Annotated in this window: 17 protein-coding genes; 11 read left to right on the top strand and 6 right to left on the bottom strand. The window is 39.3% G+C overall.

All coding sequences use genetic code 11. The features are described 5' to 3' along the window. Window positions 1–152 precede the first annotated feature (152 nt). Both ESY88_RS08095 and purN read right to left on the bottom strand, forming a co-directional pair. A complete protein-coding gene (locus ESY88_RS08095; RefSeq protein ID WP_147086105.1) occupies window positions 153–788 on the bottom strand; it encodes a ribonuclease H1 domain-containing protein in 636 nt (211 codons plus the stop codon). Window positions 789–849: 61 nt separating this feature from the next. Further along, window positions 850–1464 (bottom strand): phosphoribosylglycinamide formyltransferase, encoded by a 615-nt coding sequence (gene purN / locus ESY88_RS08090; RefSeq protein ID WP_147086106.1) that lies wholly within the window; start codon window positions 1462–1464, stop codon window positions 850–852. Between the two features lie 293 nt (window positions 1465–1757). Here purN and ESY88_RS08085 point away from each other — a divergent pair, with 293 nt between their 5' ends. The 5 genes from ESY88_RS08085 (at window position 1758) to pyk (ending at window position 6153) form a co-directional block, all read left to right on the top strand. Beyond that, entirely contained in the window at window positions 1758–1991 is a 234-nt protein-coding gene (locus ESY88_RS08085) for an acyl carrier protein (RefSeq protein WP_007647141.1), read from the top strand. Between the two features lie 14 nt (window positions 1992–2005). Then, on the top strand, window positions 2006–3256 hold the full coding sequence (gene fabF, locus ESY88_RS08080) for a beta-ketoacyl-ACP synthase II (protein WP_147086107.1): 1251 nt from the start codon (window positions 2006–2008) through the stop codon (window positions 3254–3256). Between the two features lie 8 nt (window positions 3257–3264). Beyond that, window positions 3265–4008, top strand: a complete 744-nt coding sequence (rnc, locus tag ESY88_RS08075) for a ribonuclease III (protein ID WP_147086108.1) — start codon at window positions 3265–3267, stop codon at window positions 4006–4008. 220 nt (window positions 4009–4228) lie between these two features. After that, complete coding sequence (locus tag ESY88_RS08070; RefSeq protein WP_147086109.1) at window positions 4229–4711, top strand: IPExxxVDY family protein; 483 nt, start codon at window positions 4229–4231, stop codon at window positions 4709–4711. Next, a complete protein-coding gene (pyk, locus tag ESY88_RS08065) occupies window positions 4711–6153 on the top strand; it encodes a pyruvate kinase (RefSeq protein WP_147086110.1) in 1443 nt (480 codons plus the stop codon). Before ESY88_RS08070 ends, pyk begins: the two co-directional genes overlap by 1 nt. A gap of 159 nt (window positions 6154–6312) precedes the next feature. Here pyk and dinB read toward each other — a convergent pair whose 3' ends face one another. Then, window positions 6313–7416, bottom strand: coding sequence for a DNA polymerase IV (gene dinB / locus ESY88_RS08060; RefSeq protein WP_147086111.1), 1104 nt, complete (start codon window positions 7414–7416; stop codon window positions 6313–6315). A gap of 43 nt (window positions 7417–7459) precedes the next feature. Between dinB and ESY88_RS08055 the strand changes: the two genes are divergently transcribed. Together ESY88_RS08055 and ESY88_RS08050 are read left to right on the top strand one after the other, a co-directional pair. Next, window positions 7460–8068 carry a DUF2238 domain-containing protein gene (locus tag ESY88_RS08055; protein ID WP_147086112.1) on the top strand — a complete coding sequence of 203 codons (609 nt, stop codon included), beginning with the start codon at window positions 7460–7462 and terminating at the stop codon, window positions 8066–8068. Further along, the gene (locus tag ESY88_RS08050) at window positions 8065–8541 is read left to right on the top strand and encodes a CYTH domain-containing protein (RefSeq protein ID WP_147086113.1); all 477 of its coding nucleotides are present in this window, start codon (window positions 8065–8067) and stop codon (window positions 8539–8541) included. Before ESY88_RS08055 ends, ESY88_RS08050 begins: the two co-directional genes overlap by 4 nt. A gap of 48 nt (window positions 8542–8589) precedes the next feature. Here ESY88_RS08050 and ESY88_RS08045 read toward each other — a convergent pair whose 3' ends face one another. After that, window positions 8590–9006, bottom strand: coding sequence for a heavy-metal-associated domain-containing protein (locus tag ESY88_RS08045; RefSeq protein ID WP_147086114.1), 417 nt, complete (start codon window positions 9004–9006; stop codon window positions 8590–8592). 90 nt (window positions 9007–9096) lie between these two features. Between ESY88_RS08045 and ESY88_RS08040 the strand changes: the two genes are divergently transcribed. Further along, complete coding sequence (locus ESY88_RS08040) at window positions 9097–9975, top strand: DMT family transporter (RefSeq protein WP_147086115.1); 879 nt, start codon at window positions 9097–9099, stop codon at window positions 9973–9975. Window positions 9976–10030: 55 nt separating this feature from the next. Here the strand turns inward: ESY88_RS08040 and ESY88_RS08035 are convergent, their stop codons facing one another. After that, entirely contained in the window at window positions 10031–12106 is a 2076-nt protein-coding gene (locus ESY88_RS08035; RefSeq protein WP_147086116.1) for a M16 family metallopeptidase, read from the bottom strand. 12 nt (window positions 12107–12118) lie between these two features. Next, window positions 12119–13441 carry a M16 family metallopeptidase gene (locus tag ESY88_RS08030; RefSeq protein ID WP_147086117.1) on the bottom strand — a complete coding sequence of 441 codons (1323 nt, stop codon included), beginning with the start codon at window positions 13439–13441 and terminating at the stop codon, window positions 12119–12121. A gap of 176 nt (window positions 13442–13617) precedes the next feature. Here ESY88_RS08030 and ESY88_RS08025 point away from each other — a divergent pair, with 176 nt between their 5' ends. The 3 genes from ESY88_RS08025 to rpmA all read left to right on the top strand — a co-directional run bounded on the left by ESY88_RS08025 (window position 13618) and on the right by rpmA (window position 15242). Then, complete coding sequence (locus tag ESY88_RS08025; protein ID WP_223270765.1) at window positions 13618–14073, top strand: DUF4199 domain-containing protein; 456 nt, start codon at window positions 13618–13620, stop codon at window positions 14071–14073. Between the two features lie 93 nt (window positions 14074–14166). Next, window positions 14167–14931 (top strand): 50S ribosomal protein L21, encoded by a 765-nt coding sequence (rplU, locus tag ESY88_RS08020; RefSeq protein ID WP_147086118.1) that lies wholly within the window; start codon window positions 14167–14169, stop codon window positions 14929–14931. Window positions 14932–14981: 50 nt separating this feature from the next. After that, window positions 14982–15242 carry a 50S ribosomal protein L27 gene (gene rpmA, locus ESY88_RS08015; protein ID WP_147086119.1) on the top strand — a complete coding sequence of 87 codons (261 nt, stop codon included), beginning with the start codon at window positions 14982–14984 and terminating at the stop codon, window positions 15240–15242. Window positions 15243–15660: the final 418 nt, after the last annotated feature.

Below are 15660 nucleotides of genomic sequence, written 5' to 3'. Positions count from 1 at the left end.
ATCCCAAAATGCGCTGTGAAATCGGTAAGCTCAGTCAAAAGAAATGTTTTCTCAAGGGTTCAAACGAGTTAGTGTTCATGACAGCAAGTTTTTCAATGGAAAAAGGTAAAAAAATGAATACGGAGCTAGAAATTTAAACATACACGTGTTTTTCATTTCCGCCCAAAATCGGCAGGAATCTCCCCCCAAGCCTTGGTTTCCCATTTTACGATGGTCGTTTTATAATCATTCTCTTTCAGCCATAATACGGCGCGATCCACCAAATCATAAACAGGTTTGTTTGTGGCATTGCGCTCTAATTTGGAATTGCAATACTTCTTTCTAACCCAACTCATCGCAGTACGTGAATCTGTGTAGATGATACGGTCGCTATCGTGTTTTTTCAAAAAGCCCAATCCGTGAACTAATGCTAAAAACTCGCCCAGATTATTGGTGCCTTGGGCAAAAGGCCCTTGCTTAAAAAGTTGCTTTTTCGATTTGGTATCAACGCCGCGATATTCCATAATGCCAGGATTTCCCGAAGAGGCAGCATCAACAGCAATCGAGTTGTAATTGGGTTTGCCTATTTTTTTAAGCTGTTCTGCGGAAAGCTCACTAGCAAACGACTTGTTTTTGCCTATATAATCAAAATAATTGCCTTTAAAAGCTTCTTTTGCAGCATCAAACGTTGCGAAAGATTTGTATTGAGCACCTTCATAATCCTTGGTTTGTGCCTTACAGTCATTCCAAGAGGTGAAGACCCCTTTTTTGTGGCCTTTCCAAACGGTGTAGTATTTTTTTTTAGCCACGAATTTTACGAATTAAAAAACACGAATTAACGCGAATCACAGGGGTTATTTTTACTGGAATTTAACTAAGTTTCTGATTATATGTTTTGGGTTTTGGAATTTTATTTTTTTTGGAATTTAAGATTTCCTGCACCACCTTCGGAAAGTGCTCCATTTCTAAATCATGGATCTTGGCAGCGATGTCTTCCGCAGTATCCGTCGCGTTTACTGGACATTTGGTCTGAAAAATAATCGCACCTTCATCATAATTGGCGTTCACATAATGAATGCTGATGCCTGTTTCGGTTTCCTTATTGGCAACGATGGCTTCATGTACAAAGCTTCCGTACATGCCTTTGCCGCCATATTTTGGCAAAAGTGCAGGATGGATATTGATGATTTTATCTGGGAAGGCTTCAATAATGTGTTCAGGAAGTTTCCAAAGAAAACCGGCCAACACAATTAAGTCAGGTTGCGATGCCTTTAGTAGTTTAAGCACATCGTCGGTTTTAGCAAATGCAATGCGGTTAAAAGAAAAAGCACTTACTCCTAGTTTTTTGGTGCGTTCCAAGACTTTTGCTTGTGAATTATTACTAAGCACCTGCACCACCGAAATGGTCTTGTGATCCCGAAAAAAGTGGATCAAGTTCTCAGCATTACTCCCGCTTCCCGAAGCCAATATGATAATACGTTTCATTTTCAGAATAATAATTTTTGAATAAGGACCCTATTTGTCTGCTCATAAGCAGTGGAATTTGCAAAATAAATCTCAACGAGCCCAAGACGATTTGATAATCTAGTTTTGTTAATAAATCTGACGGGGCAGTTGTAGGAAACAAAAAAAAGAATAATAATTAACAAATAGAACCTAAAAGACGAATTCCTCAAGCTTATTTAGTAAATTACCATCACATTTTGGAAACAAAGGCGAGTATTAAGATAAAGTTTTTTATTTTTGCCACCTAAATTAAAACTTAAAATTAAGAAATTATGTCAGACATTGCATCAAGAGTAAAAGCGATTATAGTAGACAAATTAGGCGTTGATGAAAACGAAGTCGTAACTGAAGCAAGCTTCACAAACGATTTAGGAGCAGATTCATTGGATACTGTTGAACTAATCATGGAATTCGAAAAAGAATTCGATATCCAAATTCCAGACGATCAAGCTGAAAACATCGCAACAGTTGGTCAAGCCATCTCTTACATAGAAGCAGCAAAATAATTCAATAACTATTTATGGAATTAAGGCGAGTTGTAGTTACTGGGTTGGGCGCTCTAACACCTATAGGCAATACCAAGGATGAATTCTGGGAAGCGCTTATAAGTGGCAAAAGCGGTGCTGCACCTATAACCTATTTTGATACTGAAAAGTTCAAAACAAAATTCGCTTGCGAATTAAAAAACTTTAATGCCACCGATTTTCTTGATAGAAAAGAGGCGCGCAAGATGGATAAATTCACGCAGTATGCTATGGTAGCCTCAGATGAAGCTATTGCAGATGCTAAATTGAATCTTGACGTCGTTGATAAATTGCGAGTGGGCGTTATCTGGGGAGCGGGAATTGGAGGTTTGGAAACCTTTCAGGAGGAAGTATTGAACTTTGCTGCTGGAGATGGTACGCCGCGTTTCAATCCGTTTTTTATCCCAAAAATGATTGCAGATATTGCCCCTGGTAATATCTCGATCAAACACGGGTTTATGGGCCCTAATTACACCACGGTTTCTGCTTGCGCCTCTGCTGCGAACGCCATGATTGATGCGCTCAACTATATTCGTTTGGGTCATTGTGATGTGGTCGTTACTGGTGGGAGTGAAGCGGCGGTAACCATAGCTGGGATGGGTGGTTTTAACGCCATGCATGCCTTATCCACAAGAAATGATAGTCCGGAAACAGCTTCCAGGCCCTTCGATGCGACCAGAGATGGTTTTGTTTTGGGAGAAGGTGCTGGCGCGATCATTCTTGAGGATTATGAACATGCCAAGGCAAGAGGCGCCAAGATCTATGCAGAAGTATTGGGAGGCGGTTTGTCTTCAGATGCCTATCATATGACGGCACCACACCCCGAGGGTATAGGTGTTATTGCAGTGATGCGGAACTGTTTGAAAAATGCGGGTATAGAGCCTGAAGAGGTAGATCATATCAATACGCATGGTACTTCAACACCTTTGGGTGATGTTGCTGAATTAAAAGCGATTACCGAAGTATTTGGAAAGCACGCAAAAAACATCAATATCAATTCCACAAAGTCCATGACAGGCCATTTATTGGGAGCTGCAGGCGCCATCGAATCCATTGCTTCTATTTTAGCCATGGAGCACGGTATCGTGCCTCCAACCATTAACCATAAAGTGGTCGATGAGAATATTGATCCGCAACTTAATCTTACCTTGAACAAGGCACAAAAGAGAGATGTTAAAGTAGCTATGAGCAATACCTTTGGATTTGGCGGTCACAATGCCTGTGTATTATTTAAAAAACTAGATTAAAACACTGAATGAGTTTCATTCGTAACATATTAAAAAATTCCCGTACCAATAAGGACGGGAATTTTTTTTTATTACTCAACAAAATTCTTGGCTATAAGGTCAAGAACAAATCCCTATACATCAAAGCGTTTACCCATCGCTCGATGAATATAAAGGATGCCGAGGGTAACCCTGTCAACTATGAGCGTCTCGAGTTTGTGGGTGATGCTATTTTAGGCGCGGTCATCGCGCACTATCTTTATGAGGAAGTACCGCATGGTGATGAAGGTTATCTCACAAAAATGCGTTCTAAGGTAGTGAGTCGTGAGCATCTCAATGAATTGGGAAAAGAGCTAAAACTCATTGATTTGATTGAAAGTAATATCCCGAAATCAAATTTTGGGAGTAATATCCATGGCAACCTCTTTGAATCACTCGTGGGCGCGATTTATCTGGATAAAGGCTATAATTTTTGCGAAGATTTTATCCATAAAATCATCATTGACCCTAAAGTAGATATTGAAACGCTTGAAGGCCGTGTGATTAGTTACAAGAGTCTTTTGATAGAATGGTGCCAAAAGGAGAAGAAAACTTTTGATTACAACGTTTACGAAGATTCTGGCAATGATGAGGTCAAGCACTTCTCGGTAAAACTATCCATTGATGGCAAAGTCGTTTCCAAAGCGCGTGCCACATCTAAAAAGAAAGCCGAAGAAAAGGCCTCTAAACGCGCTTTTTTCGCTTTTCAGAAACAGATTGGCAAAGTGCTATAAATCAGACTTTAAGTGTGGTTATTCCAAACAACAATCATCTCTTTCCTGAAATAATTCATATATTTAAGAAATATTTGAGGTGTTTTGTAACAATCAGTTTGTGTAAGTCATAATAGTTATTAACTATAACGTTTTAGTTGATGAGGCCAGTCAAGAATACGTTCAACTTAACAATTTTGTGGTCTTTAAATATTATATTTACAATTAATGGCTGTTTTATATGGCAATGCACAAATTACTGGTAGATGATTTTTTCGATGATTCGTTCTTGTTGTTAGCGGTTCATTGCAGGTTAGAAGACTATCGCCTGGCCTTTCTTCTCAATAAATATTTAGAACTTCGATTGGCTAGGAGAGCGCAAGATCTAGACTATAATTATTTTGCGGCGTCTTATGCCATTTACGAATGGGAGGACAGTAAATTCGATACCATTTGGAATTTGGTGGCAAACAGTTGTAAGCGCCAAGAGAATAGTATTCAAAGTTCTGGTTCCCTGTTTGATAATCAAAACGTGGTTACCAAAATAAATTATTTGGTACCAGAGTTGAAAAAAGCCGATTTTCTCATTAAAGTAAGTAATGAGAATCAACAATTAGACGAAAAAAAGATCTTGAATTCCATACAGGCCATTCCACAGATCATAACTGCTTATAGTGCAGATTTAAATAATATACGTTCAAAAGAGCACCTAATTTTTAATTGATGTTAAGAAAAAAGAAAACCAAAATAGTAGCCACTTTAGGACCAGCAACCAGCACAAGAGAAGTCTTGAAAGGGATGTTGGAAGAGGGCGTAAATGTTTTTAGAGTCAATTTTTCCCATGCGGATTATAAAGACGTGAAAGAGCGCGTAGAAATGATACGAAGCCTTAATGAAGAGTTTGGTTACAACGCTTCCATTCTGGGTGATCTTCAAGGGCCTAAATTAAGAGTAGGTGTCATGAAAGGTGAAGTGATCGTTAATGCTGGCGATGAAGTTGTTTTTGCCACTGGAGAGCGTTTTGAAGGCACAAAGGAGCGAGTATATATGACTTATGACAAGTTTCCTCAAGATGCCAAACCCGGAGAGCGTGTGCTTTTAGATGACGGGAAATTGATCTTTGAGGTGATTTCAACAGATGGCATATCTGAAGTTAAGACCAGAGTCATTCAAGGTGGCCCTTTACGCTCTAAAAAGGGCGTTAACCTTCCCAATACCAATATATCACAGCCTGCATTGACCGAAAAGGATATTGAAGACGCTATTTTTGCTTGCAGTATCCAAGTGGATTGGATGGCTTTATCCTTTGTGCGCCATGCTGAGGATTTGATGCAATTGGAGCAATTGATTAAACAGCATAGCAAACATAAAATCCCCATCATCGCTAAAATAGAAAAGCCAGAAGCTGTTGAGAACATCGATAAGATTGTCGCTTATTGCGATGGATTGATGGTTGCCCGTGGTGATTTAGGTGTTGAGATTCCTGCCGAAGAAGTGCCGCTCATCCAAAAACAATTGGTTTTAAGAGCTAAGCGCGCTAGAATTCCTGTAATCATTGCCACCCAGATGATGGAAACCATGATTACTAGCCTCACACCAACTAGAGCAGAGGTCAATGACGTCGCCAATTCGGTTATGGATGGTGCCGATGCAGTTATGCTTTCTGGAGAGACATCAGTAGGTAATTATCCGGTGCAAGTGATTCGTCAAATGGCTAATATTATTAGAAGTGTTGAGGACTCCGATTTGATTAAGGTGCCACAATCGCCACCACATATTCGTACCAAGCGCTACATTACCAAAGCAATTTGTTACCATGCAGCACACATGGCCAATGAAATTAGTGCCAAGGCCATTTCAACATTGACCAACAGTGGCTACACAGCATTCCAGATTTCGGCATGGCGACCAAAGGCGCATATTTTAGTGTTTACTTCAAATAGAAGAATATTAACACAACTCAGTTTGCTTTGGGGTGTGGAAGCCTTCTACTACGATAAATTTGTAAGTACAGATGAAACCATTGAGGACGTGATCGCCATCGCCTGTAAAAAGGGCTATCTGGAGGTTGGTGATATGCAAATAAGCTTGGCAGCCATGCCAATTCAAGAAAAGGGTATGGTAAATACTTTAAGAGTAAGTGAGATTACGAGTTGTAGTTTTTAGATAGAAATAGCTCGATATCCTATATAAATAAAATGACCTCAAAGTTTTTCTAAAAACGATGAGGTTTTTTTGTGGACAGATGTGTCGATAACTACTAAAACTGCCAATTTCGAAGCAATTTTATCATGAATTGGTTTGCATCAACGATTGCGACTATGTTCAAAACGCAAACTTCAACTGCACACTTACCGCTTTATCACTTGCTTGGGAAACCTTTACCTTTTCAGTATTCAAATTGGATAATGAAATCCCCAATAAGCGCACCGAATTATCCATGCGTTCTTGGTACAGTAAATCTTTGGCCGTCTCCAAGATCACACTTTTGTCGCTCACAAAATAGGGAAGTGTCTTGCTTCTTGTTTGCAGCGTAAAATCGCTGTATTTGATTTTAAGGGTAATGGTCTTTCCAGCGACATTGCTATTTTTGAGACGTTTTGCGACTTCTTCGGCAATATGCTCCAGTTTTTCAAGCATGAAGATTTCCGAAGATAGATTTTCACTAAACGTCCGTTCTGCAGCAAGTGATTTTCTAATGCGATTGGGCTTGACCTCACTGCGGTGAATGCCCCGCACCACATCATAATAAAAGTTGCCCGCTTTCCCGAAGTTTTCCTCAAGATACTCAAGTGTTTTCGACTTTAAATCTTTTCCGGTAAAGATGCCTTTTTGGTACATTTTTTCCGCAGTGACCTTACCAACCCCATAGAATTTCCGAATGTCCAGTTGCTCCAGAAAATCCAAGACTTCTTCGGGATTCACGGTTCTTTGTCCGTTGGGCTTGTTGTAATCACTGGCGATTTTTGCGATAAATTTATTGATGGAAATCCCTGCAGAAGCCGTTAAACCTACCTCTTCAAAAATACGTTGTCTAATGTCTTGCGCCAAAAGAGAAGCGCTGGGATGGCCTTTTTTGTTTTGGGTCACGTCTAGATAAGCTTCATCCAGAGATAAGGGCTCCACCAAATCGGTGTACTCATAAAAAATCTTCCTTACTTGTTTGGAGATGGCCTTGTATCTGTCAAAATCGGTCTTTACAAAGATAAGTTCTGGGCATAATTTAATGGCCAAACGACCAGACATGGCACTTTTCACTCCAAATTTGCGTGCTTCATAACTTGCGGCAGCGATAACGCCACGCGCACCTCCACCACCTACTGCAATGGCTTTCCCTTTAAGTTCGGGCTGGTCCATTTGCGCTACGGAAGCATAAAAGGCATCCATATCCACGTGGATGATTTTTCTAATCGGTAAATCGCTGAGCATGCTGCAAATTTATAATATCTTTGGGTCACTTGATGTGTCATTTATGAAACTTATATACACACTTTTAGGCTTGAGCCTGTTGTTGCTCATTTGGTCTGCCATCAATCCCTACGATTATTTTACCTGGTTTCTGGAGGTCTTGCCTGCCGTGTTGGGAGTTTTGCTGCTACTATTTACTTTTAATCGCTTCCGGTTTACAAATCTGGTCTATACACTGGTCTTTTTCCATGCTGTGATTTTGATTATTGGAGGCCATTATACCTATGCGGAAGTCCCTTTGTTTGATTGGATCCAACAGTATTTTGGCCAGAGCAGAAACAATTACGATAAACTCGGTCATTTTGCCCAGGGGTTTGTGCCTGCCATGATTGCTAGGGAGCTTTTACTTCGGAAGGCAGTCGTACTCAAAACCAGCTGGCTCAAATTCATAGTGGTTTGCATCGCAATGGCCATAAGCGTGGCTTATGAGTTTGTGGAATGGGCAGTTTCATTGGGTACAGGCGAAGGAGGCGATTCGTTTCTGGGCACTCAAGGCTACATTTGGGACACACAAAGCGACATGCTGTTTGCCACCATTGGCGCTATTATGGCCTTATTGATTTTTAGCCCAAGGCACTCTCACCAAATTAAAAACATAACTACGGAAGCATGAACACTACAGAAATTGAGCGTAAATTTTTAGTGAGGTCGGAAGATTTTAAGACGGAAGCCCATAAATACACGAGAATCATTCAAGGCTTTTTAAACACACATCCTGAGCGAACGGTAAGAGTTAGGCTGAAAGGTGACCTTGGTTATTTAACAGTAAAAGGAAAGTCAAACGATAGCGGATTGAGTCGTTATGAGTGGGAACGGGAAATTTCAAAAACCGAAGCCGAGGCCTTGCTGAAACTCTGTGAGGCCGGAAGCATCGATAAAACCAGATACGAAGTTCAAAAAGGAACACATGTGTTTGAAATTGATGTGTTTCATCAATCAAACGAAGGTTTGGTTGTTGCGGAAGTAGAGTTAGGTCATGAAGAAGAATCCTTTGAAAAACCAATTTGGCTGGGAGAGGAAGTTACCGGAGATAAGCGCTATTACAACTCGCAATTGGCAAAGCATCCATTTAAGCATTGGTCATAAAAAAAACCGCCAATGGAGGCGGTTTTAATAATATATGTTAGATGGTTCTTATTCTTTATTTGGTTTTTCTTCCGTAGAAAAATTTTCAACAGCGTGCATCTCCTTCACTTTATAAGACTCTCCTGCTTTTGCTACAGTTTCTTCGAGCGTTTTTGGCGTTACCATGGCTTCATCATATTCTACCATGGCCAGTTTACGGTCAAAATCAACTTTTGCAGATTTGACACCATCCATTTTTGCCATTTTCTTTTCGATGGTTTTTGCACAGCCCATAGCGCAGGTCATCCCGTCGATTTTAAATTCCGCCTTAGCGTAAGTGGCATTTGGATCTAATTTTTGAATAACTTCAGTTTCTGTACCGGTACTAGAGGCTACTGTTTTGACTTCTGGCTGCGCTTCATTCTTACAAGCAAGAATACTTGTACAGGTCATAACAGCAACTAATAAAGTCTTTATTGATTTCATAATTGTTTCAATTTTGTAGCTCAAACTTAATAAATATAGATGATGCTTGAAAGTTAATTAACGAACTTTGTGAATTCGTTAAGTCTGCCCATGAAAATTTCAAATAAGAAATGGATTTATCTCCTGCTGCTCTCGCTTATTTGGGGCAGTTCATTCATTCTCATCAAAAAATCGCTATTGGGTCTAAGCCCTTTTCAATTGGGTGCGCTTCGCACAATTATTTCGGGGGTTGTGTTGCTTTGTTTTGGATATGGCAGGTTGAAGACCATTGAGAGAAAATCTTGGAAATGGGTGGTGCTTTCGGGTTTTTTGGGGTCTTTTATACCAGCGTTTCTATTTGCCATTGCTGAAACCGAAATTGATAGTGCCATTACTTCCATACTTAATTCACTGGTGCCATTAAACACCTTGCTTCTTGGTTTTGCAATATTTAAAATCGCTTCTACAAAACGACAAATTTTGGGTGTGATCATTGGCTTTGTTGGTACGAGCATGTTAATTTTTAAAGGTGCCGAACTCAATCCAGACCAAAATTATCTTTATGCAGGCTTTGTTATTATTTCAACAATCATGTATGGCTTGAATGCGAATATCATCAAGAATTATTTGCAAGAAGTGAAACCTTTGGCTATTGCAGCAGGAAGCTATGTCGTTATTATAATACCAGCAATACTGATTTTGATTGGTAGTGATTTTTTTACTTCGGAAACCTTTGCAGCGCCTAATTTCAAAATGGCAATGCTGTATGTTTCTCTTTTGTCAATATTTGGCACTGCGCTTGCGAAAGTTGTTTTCAACTCATTAATACAAATGGCCACACCTGTTTTTGCGTCTTCAGTGACCTATTTGATGCCGGTTGTTGCATTGGCTTGGGGACTTTTGGACGGAGAAACTTTTGGATTTATGCAATTGTTGGCGAGTGCTGTGATTTTGTTAGGCGTATTTTTGGCCAACAAACGAAAAGCATAAAAAAATCCGAAACAAGTGCTGTTTCGGATTTTTTTCGGATTTGTAAATGATTCAGTTATTTGAAATCTGCATCAGTAACATCTTCATTGATTTTAAATTCAGTTGAAGTCATCGTAATCACTTGAGGACCCGTAGTGATTTTTTGAACGGCTGGCATCATGACCCCATCAACTTCCGTGTAATCGGAATATTCCTGAATCGTGCTAATACTTTGTCCTTGAGCTTCGGTAGTAGCTTCTTCACGAACCAATAAGCCAGAATTCACATCATAAAATCTAAACGACACTTTATCGCCATTAGTTACCTTGATTTTATAGGCATCTGTGCCTTCCATAGGAACAATCGATTCTAAACTCAAGTTTGACATATCCATTGAAAGCTCTGGGAATAGCACCATTTCTGCCTTATTTTCGGCAATTTGATCTTCTGTCATTGGCATTCTATTGCCTTGTTGTTCTTGATAGCCTGTAGTGCCATCAAATTTCTGTTTCATGACGGTGCCCATACCTTCAATGCTCATTTCCATAGACATTTTATTTGGTGACATCATTTTAATAACCGCGGTTGGCTTATAGGGAGCGCCTTGGATAGTCACATTCGCAGTGTTGACCACCGATTTTACTTTTTCTAAATCGGCCATGCCTCCAATTGCTTCAATATAATTATCAACGACTTTTTGCGCGGTCATGTCAGCAGGGATTTCCTTAGAAAATACAGGCTTGTCTACAGGATTGGCGAATTTGTCGAAATACTGGATAGGAATTCCAGTTTTTTCTAGATTGGTTAAAACCTCGCTACCTTTCCCAACAATAACAATACGAGCATTCTCAGTCTTGAAATATTTTTTTGACACGCGCATCACATCCTCTACAGTAACTGCATTGATTTTTTGAAGGTAAGTCGTGTAGAAATCGGAAGGCAATTCGTTAAGCTTGATATTTAAAGCATAACGTGCGATGGTTTGTGGGCTCTCCAATGCCAAAACAAAGTCGCCTACGTATTTGGCTTTTGCGTTTTTGAGTGCATCTTGCTCTACAGGTTCCTCCTTGATACGTTTTATTTCTTGTATGGTATTAACCACAGCGCTATCAGTAACCATGTTTCTTACTTGAACGCTGGTTGAAAAACGGGATGCAAATTCATCGGTGCCTACTCCAGATCTGGCGCCATAAGTGTACCCGTGTTCTTCACGTAAATTCATGTTCAAGTAACTGTTGAAACCACCACCAAGAATTTTATTGGCGATAAGTACAGCGTGATAATCGGGATCTTTCATTTGTAGATCCACATTATTGGTCAATGAAATATCAGATTGCACAGCATTGGGCATATCTATAAAATTGATTTGGGTGTACTGCACGTTGGGCGCAGCTTGTGGCACTGTGTATTCTACATTTACCAATTTCTCCCATTTGCTGAAGTATTTCTCAATTTGTTTTTTGATGGTCTTATATTCCACATCGCCAATAATCACTAAATAAGCTTTGGTTGGGTTGAAGTAAGATTCGTAATAAGATACAGCATCTCCAAAGGTCACATTGTTCACGGTTTCTTCCGTAGTCAATTCGCCATAAGGATGATTTTTACCGTAAGATAATGCCGATCCCACGCGTCCAGCGATAGCATCAACACTTTTTTCGCTAGATTTAAGTCCGTCGATGAGTTTGGCTTTTTCCTTATCAAACTCTTCTTCCGTTAATAAAGGATTGATGGCAGCATCTGACATGAGTTCCAAAATGCGCTCTGCGTATTTTGAAAGCCCACTTGCGTAAGCACCATTTGCGCTAAAATTAATGTTAGCTCCCAAAAAATCGACCTCGTCATTAAAACTATCTTTCGAAATGCTTGTGGTACCATTGCCCATCATTGCGCCAATTAGGCTTTCAACACCAGCTTTGTCTCCATTGGCAAGAGGGTCATTATCAATGGTAAGCGAATAAGACACTCTGGGCAATTTGTGGTTTTCTACTACCATGACCGTAAGTCCATTCTTCAATTTGAATTCAGAGGGTTTTTCCAAAGCTATTTTTGGAGCTGGTCCCGGCTTTGGTGGTTGTGATCTATCAATTTGAGCAGAAACTCCTATTGACATTAGAAATATTACAATAAGGATTGATATTTTTGATTTCATATTTTTTACTTTTTAGTTTTCTTGTTTGTCTTCTGGTAAATACTCTAGCAATAATCTTTGATTAGGGTTTAGGTATTTATTTGCGACTTCTTGAATTTCGGCTCTTGTGATAGATCTGTAAATATCAATTTCGTTATTGATAAGATTGACATCTCCATATAGCATATAATATCTTGCCAAGGAGTTTGCAATACCAGTCACGCTTGAATTTGAGTTGACAAATTGATTTTCAAAAACATTCTGAAGTTTCTCGTAGTCTCGCTCTGAAATCAACTCCGTTTGAAGTTTTACGATCTCCTCATCAATTTCAGTAACCAGATCCTCTAATTTGGTATCGCCAAGTGGCAACCCGTATAAAATATAGGTTCCGTAGTCTTCTTGGCTAAAATCTAAGGCCCCTACTTGTAAAGCCATTTTTTTCTCATCGACAATTTTCTTGTAAAGTTTTGAAGATTTACCACCGCTTAGGTAACTAGAGATCATTGCCAATACATACGCGTCTCTATCTTTAAAGGAAGGCGTTCTGTATGCAGCCATAATCGCTGGGATTTGAATATTCGAGTCATAAGCTGTCGCGGTCATGGGCTCGGTGATTGGGTCTTCTTTTGGAAAACTTCTCACAATATCTGCACCTCTTGGGATAGGACCGAAATAATCTTTGACCATCTTTTTAACTTCAGATTTGTTTATATCCCCAGCAACCACTAGGACCGCATTGTTAGGCACGTAATATTTTTCGTAAAATGCTTGAAATTCTTCTAGGGTGGCAGCATCCAGATGCTCCATCTTACCAATGGTAGTGCCTTTGTAAGGGTGTTTCTCAAACATGTTCAATTTTATGTTTTCTAGAAACTTACCATAAGGACTATTATCAACACGCAATCTTTTCTCTTCCTTCACAACCTCGTTTTGAGTGTCAACTCCAATTTGATTGATGATAGGATGCATTAATCGTTCTGATTCCATCCATAATCCCAGCTCCACATTATTAGAAGGGAAAACCTCATAATAATAGGTTCTGTCATCTGTGGTGTTTGCGTTGTTTGTGCCGCCATTAGAGGACACAATGGTAAACCATTCACCTCTTCCTATATTTTTGGTGCCTTCAAACAAAAGGTGTTCAAAAAAGTGAGCAAAGCCAGTGCGTTCTGGGTTTTCATCTTTTGCGCCAACGTGATACATTACCGAGACAGTTACGACAGGAGCCGTATTGTCTTGATGCAGGATGACATGCATGCCATTATCCAGATCAAATTGTTCAAATTCGACTTGCTGGGCATTGGATGAAAATCCAACCAATCCCATCACAGCCAAAATAAATAAGCATTTTTTCATTATAAAGTTGTTTTTAAGTTAATACGTTTAAAGGTGTTAAATTTTTTTGATTCTCACAAAAATAGGGAAATAGACAGCCTTTAAAGGATTTTAATTTGTAAAAATTATCTTAAATTCGCACAATGGAGACTTTTTTTCCCGAACTTTATTGATTTACAACTAAAAACCACCAATTTATGACGATGTCCGTTAGAGTAGCCCTGAGATACGGGATATTTATGGCGATTTCCTTAATTGCTTATTTCCTAATTGTAAGATTGTTTGATCTTCACGAAAATCCTTGGTTACGATTGCTTAACGGTGTAGTCATGGTGGCAGGTATCTCTTTAGCCATTAAGCACTACAAGCTAATTGATGCTGAAGGTCTCTCGTATATAAACGGGATTAAAATAGGGATCCTAACTGGTTTTACTGCCACAATCATTTTTACGATTTTCATGGCGATTTACATGTTCCACATCGATCCTGAATTCACTCAAACCATCTTAGAAGATTGGCTTAGAAACTACGATTCGGGTGCTGGGGTCTTGGTTTTCATTATTTTTTTAGAAGGTATGGGCTCGAGCGTCGTGCTATCCTTGGCGTTGATGCAATTTTTCAAAAAAAGTTATCAAAAACAGCAAAAAAAATAAAACGCTTGTAAATTAATTAATTAGAATGTATATTTGCACCCGCTTTCTAGAGAGAGAGCGCAATATTCTAATTTTTAATAAAAACGTTACGCTATGTACGCAATTGTAGAGATAGCAGGGCAACAATTTAAAGTTGAAAAAGACCAAAAAGTTTTTGTTAACCGTTTAGGATCAGATGAAGGATCGAAAATTGATTTCGATAGTGTTCTTTTGATCGGAGATGGTGACAATATTACTCTAGGCGCCCCAGCTATAGACGGAGCACTTATTAGTGCTAAAGTCTTAAGACACCTTAAAGGTGACAAAGTAATCGTTTTCAAAAAGAAAAGAAGAAAAGGTTACCGTGTAAAAAACGGTCACAGACAAGCCTTATCGGAAATCGTGATTGAAAGCATCGTAGGTTCTGGAGCTAAAAAAGCTGAGAAAACCGAAAAAGCAAAACCCGCTAAAACTGAGCAGGCAGCCCCTGTGAAGGACACTAAAACTTCAACTAGCCCAGCTGCTAAAACTACTCCCAAAAAGGAGACTAAGAAAGAAGCTGATATTAGTGAAAATCTAGTGACGCGAGCAGAGCACCGAGCTGATGAGGCACAGATCGAGATCAACATCGATAAAGTACTTCACAACGTAGGTACAGCTTTGAAAGCAGATGCCGATGATTTGAAAATGATCAATGGTATTGGTCCAGCTTATGAGGAAAGACTCAATGAATTGGGGATTTATACCTTTGAGCAAATCAGTAAGTTAAAAGCTGCTGATAGAGAAGAACTCTCTGCAGTAGATGGAATTACCCGTGATAAGATTGAATCTGAAGAATGGGTAAAACAAGCAAAAGCATTGCTAAAAGATAAAAAATAAAATTATTAATCGGTTTGCCACCGTGGCAAACTCTATAAAACCTCAAGACAATGGCTCACAAAAAAGGAGTAGGTAGTTCTAAAAACGGTAGAGAATCAGAATCTAAACGCTTAGGTGTTAAGATCTTTGGAGGTCAAGCTGCTGTTGCAGGAAACATTATCGTAAGACAAAGAGGCAACACTCATCATCCAGGCGAAAATGTATATGGTGGTAAAGACCATACATTACATGCACAAGTGGACGGTCTCGTGAAATTCGCTAGGAAAAAAGGAGGAAAATCCTTTGTTTCTATCGAGCCTTTCGAAGCTTAAATGAATTGAACTTTCAATTTTTATAAACCCTTGCCAATCTGGCAAGGGTTTTTTCGTTTCTGAAGCTGCCGGGTTTTTAATACCGAACTTGTGGTAATTATAGATCGATTTCTGAATGGTCTTGCTGAAAGGGTATTCTGGTTTCAAAAGAAGAATAGATGCTACGAGTGATCTTCTTTTTATAATCTAAAGAATCGCCTTTAATCCTCAAACAAGAGTGCGCTTCAGAATATGAGTCATTACTACGAAAGCTTGGCGAATTAATGTGCTGACTTAGCTTTCAGCTACTAAGCTCAAATTGGGCAATTGCAATCGGACACAATTGCCTTTACTATAAAGGCTGGGTATTATAACTTGATTTTCGATTGAAGCGCTAGTTTTAATAAGAGTGTATGTACTTCAGCATGGAGAAAATGGG

Origin of the sequence: Subsaximicrobium wynnwilliamsii (assembly GCF_007997225.1) — a bacterium.
In the GTDB taxonomy this organism is placed as follows: domain Bacteria; phylum Bacteroidota; class Bacteroidia; order Flavobacteriales; family Flavobacteriaceae; genus Psychroserpens; species Psychroserpens wynnwilliamsii.
The sequence above is the reverse complement of the archived record's forward strand: the minus strand, read 5'-3'. Positions and strand labels throughout refer to the sequence as shown.

Excerpts from the sequence above, each read along its gene's own strand:
- purN (WP_147086106.1), bottom strand. The coding sequence starts at position 1,464 with ATGAAACGTATTATCATATTGGCTTCGGGAAGCGGGAGTAATGCTGAG.
- ESY88_RS08085 (WP_007647141.1), top strand. The coding sequence starts at position 1,758 with ATGTCAGACATTGCATCAAGAGTAAAAGCGATTATAGTAGACAAATTA.
- fabF (WP_147086107.1), top strand. The coding sequence starts at position 2,006 with ATGGAATTAAGGCGAGTTGTAGTTACTGGGTTGGGCGCTCTAACACCT.
- rnc (WP_147086108.1), top strand. The coding sequence starts at position 3,265 with ATGAGTTTCATTCGTAACATATTAAAAAATTCCCGTACCAATAAGGAC.
- ESY88_RS08070 (WP_147086109.1), top strand. The coding sequence starts at position 4,229 with ATGGCAATGCACAAATTACTGGTAGATGATTTTTTCGATGATTCGTTC.
- pyk (WP_147086110.1), top strand. The coding sequence starts at position 4,711 with ATGTTAAGAAAAAAGAAAACCAAAATAGTAGCCACTTTAGGACCAGCA.
- dinB (WP_147086111.1), bottom strand. The coding sequence starts at position 7,416 with ATGCTCAGCGATTTACCGATTAGAAAAATCATCCACGTGGATATGGAT.
- ESY88_RS08055 (WP_147086112.1), top strand. The coding sequence starts at position 7,460 with ATGAAACTTATATACACACTTTTAGGCTTGAGCCTGTTGTTGCTCATT.
- ESY88_RS08050 (WP_147086113.1), top strand. The coding sequence starts at position 8,065 with ATGAACACTACAGAAATTGAGCGTAAATTTTTAGTGAGGTCGGAAGAT.
- ESY88_RS08045 (WP_147086114.1), bottom strand. The coding sequence starts at position 9,006 with ATGAAATCAATAAAGACTTTATTAGTTGCTGTTATGACCTGTACAAGT.
- ESY88_RS08040 (WP_147086115.1), top strand. The coding sequence starts at position 9,097 with ATGAAAATTTCAAATAAGAAATGGATTTATCTCCTGCTGCTCTCGCTT.
- ESY88_RS08035 (WP_147086116.1), bottom strand. The coding sequence starts at position 12,106 with ATGAAATCAAAAATATCAATCCTTATTGTAATATTTCTAATGTCAATA.
- ESY88_RS08030 (WP_147086117.1), bottom strand. The coding sequence starts at position 13,441 with ATGAAAAAATGCTTATTTATTTTGGCTGTGATGGGATTGGTTGGATTT.
- ESY88_RS08025 (WP_223270765.1), top strand. The coding sequence starts at position 13,618 with ATGACGATGTCCGTTAGAGTAGCCCTGAGATACGGGATATTTATGGCG.
- rplU (WP_147086118.1), top strand. The coding sequence starts at position 14,167 with ATGTACGCAATTGTAGAGATAGCAGGGCAACAATTTAAAGTTGAAAAA.
- rpmA (WP_147086119.1), top strand. The coding sequence starts at position 14,982 with ATGGCTCACAAAAAAGGAGTAGGTAGTTCTAAAAACGGTAGAGAATCA.